This window comes from Plantibacter sp. MMLR14_011 (genome assembly GCF_001865025.1).
GTDB lineage: Bacteria > Actinomycetota > Actinomycetes > Actinomycetales > Microbacteriaceae > Plantibacter > Plantibacter flavus_A.
Window position 1 is genome coordinate 24078 of record NZ_MJGW01000001.1, and the last position, 12743, is coordinate 36820.

The 12743-nt window shown below is 69.4% G+C and carries 15 protein-coding genes; 8 read left to right on the forward strand and 7 right to left on the reverse strand.

The genetic code is table 11. From position 1 onward, the window contains the following. Positions 1-5: 5 nt before the first annotated feature. Positions 6-1379, reverse strand: coding sequence for a sugar ABC transporter substrate-binding protein (locus BIU99_RS00115; RefSeq protein ID WP_071258437.1), 1374 nt, complete (start codon positions 1377-1379; stop codon positions 6-8). A 336-nt stretch (positions 1380-1715) separates the two neighbouring features. Here BIU99_RS00115 and BIU99_RS00120 point away from each other — a divergent pair, with 336 nt between their 5' ends. Beyond that, a complete protein-coding gene (locus BIU99_RS00120) occupies positions 1716-2516 on the forward strand; it encodes a DeoR/GlpR family DNA-binding transcription regulator (RefSeq protein WP_071258440.1) in 801 nt (266 codons plus the stop codon). Between the two features lie 107 nt (positions 2517-2623). Further along, positions 2624-3418 (forward strand): SDR family NAD(P)-dependent oxidoreductase, encoded by a 795-nt coding sequence (locus BIU99_RS00125; protein ID WP_071258443.1) that lies wholly within the window; start codon positions 2624-2626, stop codon positions 3416-3418. Positions 3419-3519: 101 nt separating this feature from the next. On the opposite strand, the gene BIU99_RS00130 is transcribed toward BIU99_RS00125, so the two are convergent. Further along, positions 3520-4284: an SDR family NAD(P)-dependent oxidoreductase gene (locus BIU99_RS00130; RefSeq protein ID WP_071258446.1), complete on the reverse strand. Its 765-nt coding sequence runs from the start codon at positions 4282-4284 to the stop codon at positions 3520-3522. A gap of 133 nt (positions 4285-4417) precedes the next feature. On the opposite strand from BIU99_RS00130, the gene BIU99_RS00135 reads away from it, so the two are divergent. From BIU99_RS00135 to BIU99_RS00150, 4 genes are read left to right on the forward strand one after another with little or no spacing between them, the layout of a single operon-like run. Continuing rightward, positions 4418-5380 carry an ROK family protein gene (locus BIU99_RS00135; RefSeq protein ID WP_071258449.1) on the forward strand — a complete coding sequence of 321 codons (963 nt, stop codon included), beginning with the start codon at positions 4418-4420 and terminating at the stop codon, positions 5378-5380. Between the two features lie 55 nt (positions 5381-5435). After that, on the forward strand, positions 5436-6494 hold the full coding sequence (locus BIU99_RS00140; RefSeq protein WP_071258451.1) for a Gfo/Idh/MocA family protein: 1059 nt from the start codon (positions 5436-5438) through the stop codon (positions 6492-6494). After that, on the forward strand, positions 6491-7327 hold the full coding sequence (locus BIU99_RS00145; protein ID WP_071258454.1) for a sugar phosphate isomerase/epimerase: 837 nt from the start codon (positions 6491-6493) through the stop codon (positions 7325-7327). Before BIU99_RS00140 ends, BIU99_RS00145 begins: the two co-directional genes overlap by 4 nt. Then, complete coding sequence (locus BIU99_RS00150; RefSeq protein ID WP_071258456.1) at positions 7324-8154, forward strand: alpha/beta fold hydrolase; 831 nt, start codon at positions 7324-7326, stop codon at positions 8152-8154. The genes BIU99_RS00145 and BIU99_RS00150 overlap by 4 nt, the downstream gene beginning before the upstream one ends. Positions 8155-8183: 29 nt before the next feature. Here the strand turns inward: BIU99_RS00150 and BIU99_RS00155 are convergent, their stop codons facing one another. Beyond that, positions 8184-8678, reverse strand: coding sequence for a hypothetical protein (locus BIU99_RS00155; RefSeq protein ID WP_071258459.1), 495 nt, complete (start codon positions 8676-8678; stop codon positions 8184-8186). Between the two features lie 79 nt (positions 8679-8757). Next, the gene (gene map / locus BIU99_RS00160) at positions 8758-9534 is read right to left on the reverse strand and encodes a type I methionyl aminopeptidase (RefSeq protein ID WP_071258461.1); all 777 of its coding nucleotides are present in this window, start codon (positions 9532-9534) and stop codon (positions 8758-8760) included. A 111-nt stretch (positions 9535-9645) separates the two neighbouring features. Between map and BIU99_RS00165 the strand changes: the two genes are divergently transcribed. Then, on the forward strand, positions 9646-9942 hold the full coding sequence (locus BIU99_RS00165; protein WP_071258464.1) for a helix-turn-helix domain-containing protein: 297 nt from the start codon (positions 9646-9648) through the stop codon (positions 9940-9942). Between the two features lie 51 nt (positions 9943-9993). On the opposite strand, the gene BIU99_RS00170 is transcribed toward BIU99_RS00165, so the two are convergent. Together BIU99_RS00170 and BIU99_RS00175 are read right to left on the reverse strand one after the other, a co-directional pair. Continuing rightward, positions 9994-10452, reverse strand: coding sequence for a hypothetical protein (locus BIU99_RS00170; protein WP_071258466.1), 459 nt, complete (start codon positions 10450-10452; stop codon positions 9994-9996). 30 nt (positions 10453-10482) lie between these two features. After that, on the reverse strand, positions 10483-11115 hold the full coding sequence (locus BIU99_RS00175; RefSeq protein WP_071258469.1) for a hypothetical protein: 633 nt from the start codon (positions 11113-11115) through the stop codon (positions 10483-10485). Positions 11116-11267: 152 nt separating this feature from the next. On the opposite strand from BIU99_RS00175, the gene BIU99_RS00180 reads away from it, so the two are divergent. Then, positions 11268-12221, forward strand: a complete 954-nt coding sequence (locus BIU99_RS00180) for an alpha/beta fold hydrolase (RefSeq protein ID WP_071258472.1) — start codon at positions 11268-11270, stop codon at positions 12219-12221. Between the two features lie 37 nt (positions 12222-12258). Here BIU99_RS00180 and BIU99_RS00185 read toward each other — a convergent pair whose 3' ends face one another. Continuing rightward, a complete protein-coding gene (locus BIU99_RS00185) occupies positions 12259-12645 on the reverse strand; it encodes a hypothetical protein (RefSeq protein ID WP_071258475.1) in 387 nt (128 codons plus the stop codon). Positions 12646-12743 lie beyond the last annotated feature (98 nt).

A 12743-nucleotide genomic window follows, 5' to 3' on the forward strand; every position in this document is an offset into this window, starting at 1 on the left:
GGGTGCTACTTGGTGCGGCCGCCGTCGACGAACGCGTCGGTCGCGACCTTCTGAGCGTTCGCGAGCGCGTCCTTCGTCGACCCGGAGCCGGAGATGTACTCCGCGAGGATCTGGCCGATCTTCTCGCCCATGCCGGACCACTCGGGGATGCTCGGCAGTGAGTTGCCGACGTACGGGGTGTCACCGACGGCGGGGTGGGTGAAGTCGACGTTCTCGAGTGACTCGAGCACGAGGCTCGCGTAGGGGGCGACGGCCTGGTACTCGGGCGCCTGGTACGTGGACGCACGGGCGCCGGTGAGGACGTTCAGCCACCCCTTCTTCTCGGCGACGAGCTTGACGTAGTCCTTCGAGGTGACCCAGGTCATGAACTTGAACGCGGCGTCCTGGTTCTTCGACGAGGAGGTAAGGCCGATGCCCCAGCCGCCGACGGTCTGCGTGTTGCCCTTGCCGGGGCCAGCGGGAGACAGGGCGTAGCCCATCTTCCCGGCGACGGCGGAGTCGGCGCCCTCGAAGACGTCGGCCGAGACGGTCGCGTCGTAGTAGATGGCGGCCTTGCCGCTCGACATCAGGTTGAGCGTCTCGGTGTAACCGTTCGACGAGGCCTCGGGCGCGCCCGCGTCCTTCTGCAGCTTGCGGTAGAACTCCCACGCCTCGGCCATCTCAGGCGAGTCGTAGCCGGCGTTCCAGTCGTCGTCGGCGATCTGCGCACCGAAGGCGTACTGGATGGTGTTGTGGATGTACATGTTCTCGCCGTAGCCAGCCTTGCCGCGGATCGCGATGCCGACCTGGCCGGTGGCCGGGTCGTTCAGCTGGGTGGCGAAGTCGTAGATCTCGTCCCACGTCGGCTGGGCCGGCATGGTGAGCCCGGCTGCGTCGAACAGGTCCTTGCGGTACATGGTCATCGTGCTCTCGCCGTAGAGCGGGATCGCGGCCATACCCTGCTTCTCGGAGGAGAAGGCCGAGACGGTGCCGGCGATGAGGTCGTCCTCGTCGTACGCGGCCTTCTCGTCGGCGTCCATCTTCTCGAACATCGGGTCGAGCGGGACGGTCCAGCCGGAGTCGAGGTAGGTGCCGGCGTCGGACGTCCCGAGGGTGACGACGTCGAACTGGCCGCCGTTGACGGCGACGTCCTGCTGGATCTTGGAACGGATGTCGTTCTCGGTGAGCATGACGAACTCGACCTCGATGCCGGTCTCCTTCGTGAACTCCGGGGCGAGTTCCTGCATCGTCATCATCGGGCCGTTGTTCACGGAGGCGATGACGATCTTCTTCCCGTCACCTCCGCCCGAGGGGTTTGCTCCCTGGCAGCCGGTCAGAGCGACGGCGAGGGTGACGACAGCTGCGGGGACGGCGAGTCTCCGCAAACGCTTCTGGGACATGGGGGCCTCCTGGTTAACACCATTGTTATTTACACGATAAACAGATTTCCTAAAGCAGGTCAACACTTCTGTGGTCACAGATCGATGCCGGCGGGGTTTTTATTCGCACTGTGAACATCGTTACCCGCAAACGGGTGCCCCGGCGAGGTGTGGAGCGGGGGTGCGACACGGGTGGACGGTCTCACCGGTTTCGAACGCTACCGATTCGGCTTGTGTTTGCTTTGCTTCGAGTGCACAGAAACAGGTATCGTCGAGCTTGTCAAGAACCAGCCCGTCCGACGGGCGTCCGGATCGGTGTCGTCGAGGCGCCGAGCACGACCAGGAAGGGAGGCCGCCATGAGCGAGCCTTCGAGCTCACGGGACGCGTTCGCAACCGAGCGCCGGGAGCGTATCTGGCGCCTCGTCACCGAGCGGGGACGCGTGCGGACCTCGGAGCTCGCCCGGTCGTTCGACGTGACCGAGCCGACGATCCGGAAGGACATCGCCGAGCTGGAGTCGCGTGATCTGCTGCGACGCACCCACGGCGGTGCCGTCGCGCGCCGCCCGATGACCGAGGTGCCCGTCGGTGAGCGCGAGCGGAAGTTCGTCGCGGAGAAGCAGCGCATCGCCGAGACGTGCCTGCAGTTCATCCAGGACGGCGACGCGATCTTCCTCGACGGCGGGACGACGACGATCCAGCTCGCGATGCTCCTCGCAGATCGCGGCGCAGGCGTGCCGCGCGACGTGAAGGTCATCACGAACTCGTTCGCGGTCGGCGAGGTCCTCGGCAACCGGCTGGACGAGCACCCGGTCGTCCTCGGTGGTCGCTACCGACCGCAGGGGAGGTGCTTCGTCGGCCCGCTGACCATGCGGAGCCTCGAGCAGTTCCGGGTCGACGTGGCGTTCATCGGCGTCACGGGCGTGAACGGCGACGGCGCGTTCGCGGCGGACATCGGCGAGGCCGAGGTGAAGGGTGCCGTCGCCAGACGGGCCACCCGCGTCATCATCCCGATGGACCACTCCAAGGTCGGGCTGACCGACTTCGTGGAGGTGTGCCCGCTCTCGGCCGTCGACACGATCGTCACGGATCGTCCCGACGGGCAGCTCACCGAGTGGGCCGGCGCGCACGACGTCTCCCTGGTGTACCCGGAGGACTGAACCGGCGGCACCCCGACCGCTCCGGCGGTCGCACCAGCACGGGCGCGGAGCGGTTCCGCGACCGGAACGATCCGTGTGGATCGACTCATCCATTTCGAAGGAGAAACATGAGCACCATCATCCATCCCGAGCGCTTCGCCGGGAAGACCGCCATCGTGACCGGGGCCGGTGGTGCCATCGGTTCCGCGACCGCCCGCCGGCTGGCGGCGCAGGGGGCGAACGTCGTCGTCGTCGACTTCGACGAGACGACCGCCCAGGCGACCGTCGACGCCATCACCGCCGACGGCGGCTCCGCTCGGGTCCGCGTCGCCGACGTGAGCGACCCGGAACAGGTCCGCGGCTATGTGGACTACACGCTCGAGCAGTTCGAGCGGATCGACATCCTCTTCAACAACGCGGCGATCAACGGACAGATGGTGCCGATCGTCGACTACCCGCTCGACGTCTACCGCAAGGTGGTCGCGATCAACCTGGACGGGGTGTTCTACGGCCTCCACTTCACCCTGCCGCACATGATCGAGCAGGGCTCCGGCAACATCGTGAACACCGCCTCGGTGGCGGGGATCATCGGGCACGCCGACCACTCCGCGTACGCCGCGACGAAGCACGCCGTCGTCGGCCTCACCCGCGTGGCGGCCGCCGAGGTGGCCGGCAAGGGGGTCCGGGTCAACACGCTGGCCCCCGGCCCGGTGAATGCGCCGATGATGCACGCGAACGAGCGGATGCAGACGCCGGACGACCCGATGCGCTACCGCCGCAAGGTCCTCGCGAACATCCCGGCCGGCCGATACGCCGAGATCGACGAGATCGCGAGCGCCGCCTGCTGGCTCATGAGCGACGAGTCGGAGTACGTGCACGGCATCGTGCTGCCGGTGGAAGGCGCCTTCACATCGTCGATCTGACGCGGACCTCCTCGATCTGACGCCGACGTCGTCGATCCCACGAAGAACGGCCGGCACCCGATGTCCGGGTGCCGGCCGTTCGAGCGGCCGCCGCGCCGCGATCAGCGCAGGGTCAGGCCGCCGTCGATGATGAGGTCGGCGCCCGTCATGTGGCCGGACGCGTCGCTCGCCAGGAACACGTAGGCCCCCGCGAGGTCCTCGATCGTCGCGAGCTTGCCCATGGGGGTGATCTGCTTCCAGCCCTCCTGCTGCGGCTTCATCCGCGGCGTCTCGACCATCGGGGTGATGGTGAACCCGGGGCTCACCGAGTTGACGCGGACGCCGTGTGGTCCCCACTCGTACGCCAGGGTGCGGGTAAGGCCCCAGGCTGCGGACTTCGACGAGTTGTAGGGCGCCTGGTACTGCGGCACGGAGAAGAACGAGGAGATCGACACCGTGTTGATGATCGAGCCGCGGACGCCGTTCTCGATGAACCAGCGGCCCTCCTCGCGGCAGCAGTAGAACATGCCGTCGACGTTGACGCCGTAGACGCGGCGCCATTCCTCGTCGGTCGTCTCCGTGGCGGCGCCCGCGTTGCCGACACCCGCGTTGTTGACGGCGATGTCGAGACCGCCGAGCCGGTCGGCGACGGCGGGGATGAGGTCGGCGACGGCCGCGGAGTCGGTGACGTCGCAGGTGAAGTGCTCCACCTCGCGGCCGTGCGTCTCGGAGAGTCGCGCTGCGGCCGCCGCGGGGTCCGCTGCCGCGAGGTCGACGACGGCGAGCTTCGCCCCGGCGCCGATCAGGGCGTCCGCGACACCGTAGCCGATCCCCTGCGCGGCCCCTGTGACGAAGGCGGCCTTGCCCTCGAGCGAAAACGACACCATGTGTGACTCCCTTGTTCCGTGATTTGCGTGTTCTGCAGCATCTGCCGGTCCCATGTTCGCTTGGCGGCCCGAAAATGGCAAGAAACCAAAATAAAGCAAACCTGATACGATCCATTTCGAAAGTGAGGCAGTGATGCACATCGGACTGGACATCGGCGGCAGCAAGGTCGCGGCGGTCGCCGTCGACGCGGCCGGCCGCGTCGTCGCCGAGGACTGGCAGGCACACCACGCCCAGGGCAACGCCGCGGTCGCGGCCGAGCTGGTCGCGGCGGCGGCACGCCTCGCCGGCAGTGATCCGATCGACTCCGTGGGCGTCTCCGTGTCCGGACTGGTGCGGCGCGACGGCACGATCACGAGCGGCGCCTCGCTCCGTATCGTCGGCGACCTCGGATCGGACCTCGCCACGTCACTCGGCACCACCGTCCGGGTGATCAACGACGGTGACGCGACCCTGCGGTCCGTCCTCGACCGGCACGAGACCGAGACCGGCGAACGGGTGCGCGACGCCGTCCTGCTCACGCTCGGGACCGGGGTCGGCGGTGCGATGGTCGCCGACGGTCGCGTCGTCGACGGCGTCACCGGCCTCGCCGGAGAACTCGGGCACCTGCCCGTCCTGCCGCCGACCGACGCGCGCTGCGTGTGCGGCAGCTCAGGCTGCCTCGAGCAGGTGGCGGGAGGGAAGGGCATCGGCGTCCTCGCGGCGCAGGCCGTCGAGACCGGATGGGCTCCCGGGCACGGGGTCGCAGCGAACCCGTCCGCGAAGGACGTCGTCGAGGCTGCGCTGCGGGGCGATCCCGTCGCCACCGGCCTGCTCGACCAGGCGGCTGTCGCCTGCGCGCAGGCCATCCGTGCCATCTGCGTCACGATCGAACCCGCCGTCGTGTTCCTGGGCGGGAGCATCGCGCACGGAGCCGCCGAGCTGCTCCCTGCGCGCATCGAGCACCACCTTCACCGGCGCTGGTCGTTCGCGGGCCTCACGACGCCCCCACCGGTCCGCCTCGACGCGATCGGCCCGTTCGCGGCGGCCATCGGAGCCGCCCTCCTCGCCGGCGACCACCTCAGCCCAGCACCCGCGACGGCGACCCTCCTCGTCTGACCCCTGTCTCCGCTCCACCCACCTGTTCCGCACCACCCTCTGGAAGGTAACCGCTATGACCACCCCTCTGCGCATCGGCATGATCGGCTGCGGACGGATCGCGCAGGCCGCGCACCTCCCCGCCCTCGCGAAGACCGATCAGCTGACGCTCGTCTCCGTCTACGACCCGAGCGAGCTCCTGTCGTCCCAGGTCGCGGCGCGCTACGGCGTCACCACCTCGGTGACGCTCGACGACCTCCTCGCCGCGGACATCGACGCCGTCGTCATCGCGACCCCCGACCGCTTCCACCACCAGCTCGGCATGGCGGCCCTGCAGGCCGGCAAGCACGTCCTCGTGGAGAAGCCGCTCGCGGCGACGGTCGAGGAGGCGGAGGAACTCGTGGCGCTCGCCGCGGAACGCGGGCTCCGGCTGCAGACCGGCGCCATGAAGCGGCACGACCCTGGTGTCGCCTTTGCCCACGACGCCCTGCCGGAGCTCGGCCGGGCCGTGTCGTACCACTCGGTCTACCGGGTGCCGGCCCGCCGCGCGCCCATCGAGGCCACGCTGTTCCCCGACATGATCGTTGACGACGCGGTCCGTGCCGTCGAGAACACCTTCAAGTCGAGCGGGAACCGCACGGGGTACCTCCTCGCCACCCACGGGGCCCACGTGTTCGACACGCTCGTCCACTTCACGGGTCTGCCTCGCTGGATCCGCGTGCACGGGAACCAGGTGGGCGAGGACTACACCTGGCACGGCGTCGTCGGCCTGGCCGAGGGTGGCGTCGGGTCCTTCGAGATGACCGTCGACGTCCACGGCGACTGGTCTGAGGGCATCGAGCTGTCAGCCGAGAAGGGCACGATCCGGACGAGGACGCACCAGCCGTTCTGGAAGCGCGCCTCCGACGTCGAGGTGTTCGTCGAGTCCGAGGGCTTCTCGCGTCGCCCGCACCCGACAGACACGAACGCGTTCAAGCTCCAGCTGGAAGCCTTCGCGGCCGCCGTCGCAGCCGGTGGCGGGGAGAGCCCGAGCCCGCAGGACGGGGTCTCCGTCGTGCGTCTCATCGACGCGGCGATCGCGAGCGCGGCGGCCGACGGCGAACTCGTCGCCCTCACCGAGCCGGCCCTCCGATGAGCGGCGTCGACCTCGGCGTCTTCGCCCGGTGTTTTCCAGCGCAGGCGCCGGAACCGCTTGGCCGGGCGATCGCGGACGCGGGATTCTCCTCCGTGCAGCTCAACCTCTCGGCCATCGGGCTCCCGACGATCCCGGACGCGCAGGCGCTCGCGGACATCGACCTGGTCGCCGTCCGTCGCGATCTCGAGGCTCCGGGGCTGCGCATTTGGGGGCTCTCCGGCTCCTACAACCTGGCCCATCCCGACCAGGAGCGTGCGCGGGAGCAGACCGAGGACGCCGCCCGGCTGATCCGTCGTGCACCGGAGCTCGGGGTCGTCGCCGTCACGCTGTGCACGGGGAGTCGGAATCCCGACGACATGTGGCGGGCGCACCCGGACAACGACACGGCGGAGGCCTGGGCGGACCTCCTGCGCAACCTCGGTCCCCTGTTCGACGCCGCCGAGGAGGCCGACGTGTTCCTGGCGGTCGAACCGGAGCCGGGCAACGTCATCTCGGGCACCGATGCGGCCGTCCGGCTCCTCGACGAGCTGGGGGAGCGCGCCTCGCGCATCGGCTTCATCCTCGACCCCGCGAACCTCGTCGGCGAGACGGGACCCGACGAGTACGAGACGGTGCTGCGCGACGCGTTCGACCGACTCGGGTCGCGGGCCATCTGCGTCCACGCGAAGGACGTCGTCACGTGGGACGAACGGATCGCGGGCGCCGCTGGGCTCGACTTCGACCTGGTGCGAGCGCTGCACGCCGCCCTGCCGCACCCGGTTCCGGTCGTCGTCCAGGACGCGGACCCCGCGAACCTCGCCGCGGTCCGTGCGCTCGTGCTCGGCGACGCATGAGCGCAGCCGACCCGTCCTCGGCGTACGCGGAGACCGCCGCGGCCACGATCATCGGTTCCGGCGAGACCGTCGTGCTCATGCTGCACGGGCTCGGCGGTGACCGGAACCAGCCCATGGGTCTCCTGAGCGAACCGCTCGTCGAGGGGATCACGGTGATCGCGCCCGACCAACGTGCTCACGGGGAGACGGTCGTGATCGGCGAGCCGGAGGACTTCACGGTCGACCGCCTGGCCGACGACGCCGTCACCCTGCTGCGGCGTCGAGGGCTCATCGCCCGTCCGCTCATCGTGGTGGGGATATCGATGGGAGCGGCGGTCGCGTTGCGGTTGCTGCAGCGCGGCGGGCTCCGGATCCGGGGTGGGCTGCTCGTCCGGCCCGCGTTCGCCGAGACGCCCTGGCCGGAGCACCTGCGGGTCTTCCGGGAGGTTGCGGCGCTCCTCCGGTCGGAGGAGGCTGCCGGGGTCGATGCCTTCGCGGCCTCCGAGGCCTACCGGTCGATCGTCGAGGTGTCGCCCGCCGGTGCCGAGAGCCTGCTGGCCCAGTTCACCAAGCCGGGAGCCGTCGAGCGGGTCGTGCGCCTCGAGCAGGTTCCGGCGAACCCGTCGATCACATGGGACGGGCGATGGACCGCGCCCTACCCGATCGTGGTGGTCGGGGCTGAGGCGGATCCGGTGCACCCGCTCTGGGTGGCCGAGCTCTGGCACGAGCGGCTGTCGACCTCCGAACTGGTCGTGACCCCGTCGCGCGACCGGGAACCGGCGGCCTACGACGAGCAGATGCGGGACGTCACCCGCCGCTGCCTCGAGGCCTGGCGCGACCGCCGCTGAGGGCGTCCCCGCTCCGCCAGCCTGGTCGGTCAGGCGGCGGCCCGGACGTCCTGCATGAGTCGAGGCGTGCGCCACTCGCCGATCCGCTTGAACCATACGGACGGCGGATAGGCGAGCCGGACGACGAAGTAGTTCACGTACTCGATGACGCCCAGCAGCCAGACGAACGGGATGCCGATGACCGCGAAGGGGTGGGCGGGGAACCAGACGATGATGCCGATGAGTCCGGCGAGCAGCAGTACCGCGTCGAGCACGCGGAAGCCGCGATAGATGGCAGCGAGTCCGCGAGGCATCGTGCCCTGCCTGACCCATCGCCGGGCGAGCAGCCAGTAGACGCCGGCCTGCACGAGGATCACCAGCAGCGGTACGAGGGCCGACCAGAACGCGAGCGCATCGCTCGGCCGTTCGAGCAACGGCAGCATCGACACGGACGCGACCCAGATGAACACGACGGCGGCGAACAGCTCGCCGAGTCCGAGGCTCAGGTACCGGCCCCGGAGGACCGTGCGGCGATCGTCGGTCATGTCACCAGCCTAGACACGGTCTGTCGCGTCTGTCGCGTCTGTCGCGTCGGTCGAGCGGGCTCGACGGGCCTTCAGGTGCTCAGAACGAGACGGTCGGCAGCGTCATGATCTCGGCGCCGTCCTCGGTGATCGCGATGGTGTGCTCGCTGTGGGCCGTGCGGCTGCCGGTCACGCTGCGGAGGGTCCAGCCGTCGGCGTCGGTGACGAGCTTGTCGGTGTCGGCCATGACCCACGGCTCGATCGCGAGGAGGAGGCCCGGGCGCAGCTTGTAGCCGCGGCCGGCGCGACCGTCGTTCGAGACGTGCGGGTCCTGGTGCATGGTCGTGCCGATGCCGTGGCCACCGAACTCCATGTTGACCGGGTAGCCGGCGCCGCGCAGCACGGTGCCGATCGCGAATGAGATGTCGCCGATCTTCGCACCCGGCTTGGCGGCGGCGATGCCGGCGGCGAGGGCCTCCTGGGTGGTCTCGATGAGCGCGAGGTCCTCGGGGGTCGCCGTGCCGACGACGAAGCTGATGGCCGAGTCTGCGGCGATCCCGTCGAGGAGGACGGCGAGGTCGAGGGTGAGGAGGTCGCCGTCGGCCAGCGTGTAGTCGCGGGGGAGGCCGTGGAGGACGGCGTCGTTGACGGCGGTGCAGATGTAGTGGCCGAAGGGACCGCGACCGAATGAGGGGGCGTAGTCGACGTAGCAGGAGACGGCGCCGGCCTCGAGGATCATCGCCTTCGCCCAGCGGTCGATCTCGAGGAGGTTGGTGCCGACCGTCACGCGGTGCTTGAGCGTGTGGAGGATGTTCGCGACGAGCTCGCCGGTGCGACGCGCCTTCGCGACCTCGGTGGGGGTGAAGATCTCGATCATGCGGGGCCCTTCCATCGGCGTGCTGCGTTCGTGGTGCGGTGGTGTTCGTGCCGCGAACGGCGCTCGACCAATAACTATACCGGTCAAACTATCCCGTACTACACTGGGCGCATGGTCCGCCTCCCGCTCACGCCCACCGATGTCGAACGCGGTCAGCGCCTCGGTGCGCTCCTCCGCGAGGCTCGTGGTGAGCGTTCGATGCTCGACATCGCCCTCGATGCCGGCCTCTCGCCGGAGACGCTGCGGAAGATCGAGTCGGGCCGGGTCGCGACGCCGGCGTTCTCCACCATCGCCGCGATCGCCGAGGTGCTCGGCCTCTCCCTCGACGAGGTCTGGGCCACGATCAGCCCGACCCGGCGTGCCGCCGCCCCGTCCGGCGAACGCCTGCGCGAGCGACTCGTCTCCTAGCTCCCCGATCGCTCCGGTCCCTGAGCTTGTCGAAGGGTCTATGTGCGCTCGCTACTGCGTATCGCTCGTCGTCGGCTGGACCGGGCGGGTGAAGACGTTCTCGCTGATCTTCGTCCAGTCCTCAGCGGGGTCGAGCGCGGTGTCGACGACGGCGTCGGAGAGCACCGTGTACTCGTTGACGCTGTCGCTCATGCCGACGCGGTCGCCGCTACCGCAGGCTCGGAACGGCTGGGTCTCCGCGAAGACGATGATGCAGATCCGGGACTGACCCTGCTCCGTCGCCGACGCGAGGAAGATCTCCGTGTCGCCCTGGACGGCGACGAGTCGGGTGGAGTCGGCGTCGATCGTGAACGGGTCGTCGCTCCCGGCTCCGACGGTGCTCGCCGGGAGACGATCCTTATCGGCCTGGTCGCGCTCGAGGTCGGCGTAGCTCGTCACTCCGCCGCTGCAGGCGCTCAGTCCGGCGGCGAGTGTGAGTGCGATGAGTCCTGCTGCGATGCGTCGATGCATGTGACGTCCCCGAGGTCGATTCCCGACAGCCTACGACTCCTGCTCCCTGCGGGCCGCTGCGACGCCCGCGTCTCGGCTCGCGAGCACGATCGCGACGATCCCAAGGAAGACCGGGGCGACGACCCCGCCCAGTCTGTCGAGGATTGAGAGGAATGGCGCGAATTGCGACGCGTCGGGCCCTGCTGCGACGATGACCACCAGCTGCACGACCCTCACAGCAGCCGCGGCGACGAGCACCCAGAGTGGCGCGAGGTTCCACGGGCGGGGCACGGTCCCGGCGCGGGCGATCTGCGTGGTGCCGATCGCGCCCAGTACGAAGGTGACAATCAGGTCGACGTATCCGAAGCCGATCATGGAGCCGCGGCCGGGCATGGTGTCCAGGGCGTTGAGCACGGGTGTGCCGACCGCGGTCCATACGGCGAGTCCGATCAGCGCCGAGGTGCCGAACGGTCGCCTCGCAGTCACGCTCGTGGAACGGTCCGCGCCGATCGCGAACATGATCGTCGACACGACCATGAGCAGGGTCGAGAGCAGGCTTCCGGTCGGCCCCAGGTAGGAACCCACCTGCAGGACCGGGCCGAGCAGGACCGACCCGATCATCAGTGCTCCGGCGACGATCCACACCTGCTTGGACCCTGACGTGACTGCGTTCGTCTCCCCCATGGGCGCCCAGTCTACGGACGGGCCAATTCTCCGGTCCCTGAGCTTGTCGAAGGGCGGTGGCCCTCTCCCCGGTCCCTGGGTTCACCTGCCACCGGTCCCTGAGCCTGTCGAAGGGCCTGCACGCAGGACCCGAGCTGTGTAGCGTGGCACGGATGACCGAGGAGTACCCCCACCCACACACCACTCGTTTCGTCGACGTGGACGGCGCGTCGATTTTCGTCGAGGAGTCCGGCACCCCCGTCGGCGTCCCCGCGCTCTGGCTACACGGCGGCCCCGGCGGGTCGCTCGGCTCCGGCTGGTACCGCTCGCACTTCGACCTGTCGCGGTACCGCCTCATCGGTATCGACCAGCGCGGAAGTGGGCGAAGCGTCCCGAACATCGTGGACGCGCGCGAGCAGCTCGACGAGCACACCACCCAGCGCCTGATCGCCGACATCGAGCAGGTGCGTGAGGCGCTGGGGGTAGAGCGCTGGGTGGTCGCCGGAGTCTCGTGGGGAACTACCCTTGCCCTGGCTTACGCGCAGGAGCATCCCGACCGGGTGATTGCACTGGCGCTCGTCGCGGTGACGACCACGAGCCGCGACGAGGTCGACTGGATCACCGAGGGCGTCGGCCGCGTGTTCCCCGAAGAGTGGGCGCGATTCGAGGGTGACAGCGGTCGGCGGGAGGGTGAACGGGTCGTCGAGGCCTACGCGCGCCGTCTCCGCGAGGGCGACGCGACGGACCGCACACACGCCGCGACCGCCTGGGACCGCTGGGAGAGTGCGCACGTGTCGCTCGACCACCCGGAACGTGTCGGCCAGCTGTTCGCCGATGCGACCGAGCGGGAAGCGTTCGCGACGCTCGTCACCCACTACTGGAGTCACGACGGCTTTCTCACGGGCGACCGGGCGGTGCTGTCGCGGATGGACCGCATCGCGCACATCCCCGGCGCGCTTATCCATGGCCGCCGGGACATCAGCGGACCGGCCGTGACCGCCTGGCGCCTCCATCAGCTGTGGCCGGCGAGTGAGCTGACGATCGTCGAGACCGAGGGCCACGGCGGCGCCGAGGAGAGCGCCGTGCTGCGTGCGGCCCTGGACCGCTTCGCGGCGCTCGCTCCCTGAGCCTGTCGAACGGTCGGCCCCATTGTGCGGCCGACAATCAGCCGTCAAATGCCGAGAACGGCGCCACCTGCGCATCCTCGCTGAGGACATCGACGATCTCCGTCGCGCAGTGTTCGTCGGGTTGCCCCGCCTCGTGGTCGGAACTCCAGCCGACGACCACTCCTCGCTCGAACCGCACTGTCGCCTGGAAGCAGGTGTACACGGCCGGGTCGACTTCGGTGCCGGTGACGATGATCCCCTGGAAACTGGCCTCGTCTCCGGCGTCGACCAGGTTGTAGACGACCGCTCCTCCGTCCTCCAGCCCGAGCGACGCCGGGTCATCGTCGCCATTCCAGTAGACGCTGGGGAAGCTGCCGTCAGTGCTGCGGAGCTCAGCGAGGAACCGGCCACGATCGGTCGCACGCGCGTCGGCCAGGGCTCTCATCAGCGGATCCTTGTGCTTCCAGATGGCGCGGGTGGCCGGTCCACCGACGTCAACCGAGGCGTTGGTCTGCGCACACGAGCTGAGCGCCGCGATCGCCG

What these genes read in the sequence shown, in the direction of transcription:
- BIU99_RS00115 (WP_071258437.1), bottom strand. Translation starts at nt 1,379, where the DNA reads ATGTCCCAGAAGCGTTTGCGGAGACTCGCCGTCCCCGCAGCTGTCGTC.
- BIU99_RS00120 (WP_071258440.1), top strand. Translation starts at nt 1,716, where the DNA reads ATGAGCGAGCCTTCGAGCTCACGGGACGCGTTCGCAACCGAGCGCCGG.
- BIU99_RS00125 (WP_071258443.1), top strand. Translation starts at nt 2,624, where the DNA reads ATGAGCACCATCATCCATCCCGAGCGCTTCGCCGGGAAGACCGCCATC.
- BIU99_RS00130 (WP_071258446.1), bottom strand. Translation starts at nt 4,284, where the DNA reads ATGGTGTCGTTTTCGCTCGAGGGCAAGGCCGCCTTCGTCACAGGGGCC.
- BIU99_RS00135 (WP_071258449.1), top strand. Translation starts at nt 4,418, where the DNA reads ATGCACATCGGACTGGACATCGGCGGCAGCAAGGTCGCGGCGGTCGCC.
- BIU99_RS00140 (WP_071258451.1), top strand. Translation starts at nt 5,436, where the DNA reads ATGACCACCCCTCTGCGCATCGGCATGATCGGCTGCGGACGGATCGCG.
- BIU99_RS00145 (WP_071258454.1), top strand. Translation starts at nt 6,491, where the DNA reads ATGAGCGGCGTCGACCTCGGCGTCTTCGCCCGGTGTTTTCCAGCGCAG.
- BIU99_RS00150 (WP_071258456.1), top strand. Translation starts at nt 7,324, where the DNA reads ATGAGCGCAGCCGACCCGTCCTCGGCGTACGCGGAGACCGCCGCGGCC.
- BIU99_RS00155 (WP_071258459.1), bottom strand. Translation starts at nt 8,678, where the DNA reads ATGACCGACGATCGCCGCACGGTCCTCCGGGGCCGGTACCTGAGCCTC.
- map (WP_071258461.1), bottom strand. Translation starts at nt 9,534, where the DNA reads ATGATCGAGATCTTCACCCCCACCGAGGTCGCGAAGGCGCGTCGCACC.
- BIU99_RS00165 (WP_071258464.1), top strand. Translation starts at nt 9,646, where the DNA reads ATGGTCCGCCTCCCGCTCACGCCCACCGATGTCGAACGCGGTCAGCGC.
- BIU99_RS00170 (WP_071258466.1), bottom strand. Translation starts at nt 10,452, where the DNA reads ATGCATCGACGCATCGCAGCAGGACTCATCGCACTCACACTCGCCGCC.
- BIU99_RS00175 (WP_071258469.1), bottom strand. Translation starts at nt 11,115, where the DNA reads ATGGGGGAGACGAACGCAGTCACGTCAGGGTCCAAGCAGGTGTGGATC.
- BIU99_RS00180 (WP_071258472.1), top strand. Translation starts at nt 11,268, where the DNA reads ATGACCGAGGAGTACCCCCACCCACACACCACTCGTTTCGTCGACGTG.
- BIU99_RS00185 (WP_071258475.1), bottom strand. Translation starts at nt 12,645, where the DNA reads ATGAGAGCCCTGGCCGACGCGCGTGCGACCGATCGTGGCCGGTTCCTC.